Consider the following 1,343-nt stretch of genomic DNA (forward strand, 5'->3'; position numbering starts at 1 on the left):
CGGCGGGAGGGGCGGGCGGGCCCGGGGAGGCGGACACCCCTCCAGGCAAGGCGGCCGGCGCCGGCTCCGCGAGCGCAGCGCCCGCAGACGGGTGCACGGTGCCGCCCCCGGCCGCCGCACCCCCGGACGTGCTTCACCCGAACGGGTGACGGTCGTGGGTCCGGGGATTCCGCGAGCCCCCGGCCGTCACCCGGGCCGCCGCCCCGGACGCCGTGCTCAGGCGCGCCGGTGTCCCGCCGCGTCCTCGCGGGAGTGGAAGCGGTAGAACAGCAGCGCCGTGAGGGCCGCGCCGGACGCCAGGCCGAGCCACATGGACCACAGCACGCTGTAGTTGGTCGTGCTGACCAGGAAGCCGACCGAGGCGGCGGTGAACGCGCCCCAGAGCGCGGCGTGCACCTCGCGCTTCATCCTGGGCGCCAGCCACTGCACGGCCAGGTACAGCACGATGAACGCGAGGGCGGTGAGGAACCCGAAGAGCAGGTTCCACCCGGTGATGGGCCCGCCGTAGCGCCGGTTGGCGGCGGCCCAGTAGCCGTAGACCAGACCGAGGACGACGGGCAGTGCGAACCGGGCGATCCGGTGGGCCTGCGCGCTGAAGATGTCGGGCGTGCCGGACCGCTTGTTCCTTACCCGGGACCGGGGTGCCGCGTGAGCCATGAGAGCACTCCTCTCTCCTCGCCCCCGCCTACCAGGGCACACCGGCCGGGCCCCGCGGGCAAGTCGGCGGACACGGTTCGTCGCGGAAGCGCCCCGCGGGGGGACGCCGGCCGCCCCCGGCCCCCCGCGAGGGCCGCAGCGGTTACCGTGCTGCCGTGGGTGATCGACGGGGGGAGACGAGCGTGCCCGGAACCGTGCTGCTGCTGGCGGCCTCGCCGGTGGGCCGGGGACGGCTGGTGGACGCCGCGTCCGTGCTCCCCGTCCTGGCGGCCGTGCCGCCGCCGGTGCTGTCCGCCACCGGCACCGGCACCGTGAACGTCATCGAACTCGCCGACCCGCTGGAGCCGCAGGCCGTGCTGACCCGGCTGCGCGCGGCCGCCGCCGCGCCCGGGCCGCTCACCGTCTACGTCGCCGGGCAGCTGCACCTCGACCGCCGCCAGCGGCTGGTGCACCTGGCGCTGGCCCGCACGACCCCGGCGACGGTGCGCTACACGGCGTTCCCCTGGCACTGGTTCCGCGACGAACTGCGGCTGCGGCCGGCGGGCACGACGACGCTGGTCCTCGACCTGCACGCGGACGCCGAGACCCGGCAAATCCTGTGCGCGCCGCCGGTGCCGGGCCGCCCGGCCCCGCTGGACTGCGGCCCGCACAGCGCCGTCCACGGCCGGATCGCCCCGGTGCCCGGC

Annotated in this window: 1 protein-coding gene and 1 pseudogene; one reads left to right on the forward strand and one right to left on the reverse strand. The window is 76.9% G+C overall.

From position 1 onward, the window contains the following. Positions 1-216: 216 nt before the first annotated feature. Complete coding sequence (locus tag G3I53_RS31710) at positions 217-657, reverse strand: hypothetical protein (protein WP_164333762.1); 441 nt, start codon at positions 655-657, stop codon at positions 217-219. 182 nt (positions 658-839) lie between these two features. On the opposite strand from G3I53_RS31710, the pseudogene G3I53_RS31715 reads away from it, so the two are divergent. After that, positions 840-1,343 (forward strand): annotated as a pseudogene (locus G3I53_RS31715) (hypothetical protein); the annotation flags it as partial.

Origin of the sequence: Streptomyces sp. SID14436, from assembly GCF_010548465.1 — a bacterium.
Taxonomy (GTDB): Bacteria; Actinomycetota; Actinomycetes; order Streptomycetales; family Streptomycetaceae; genus Streptomyces.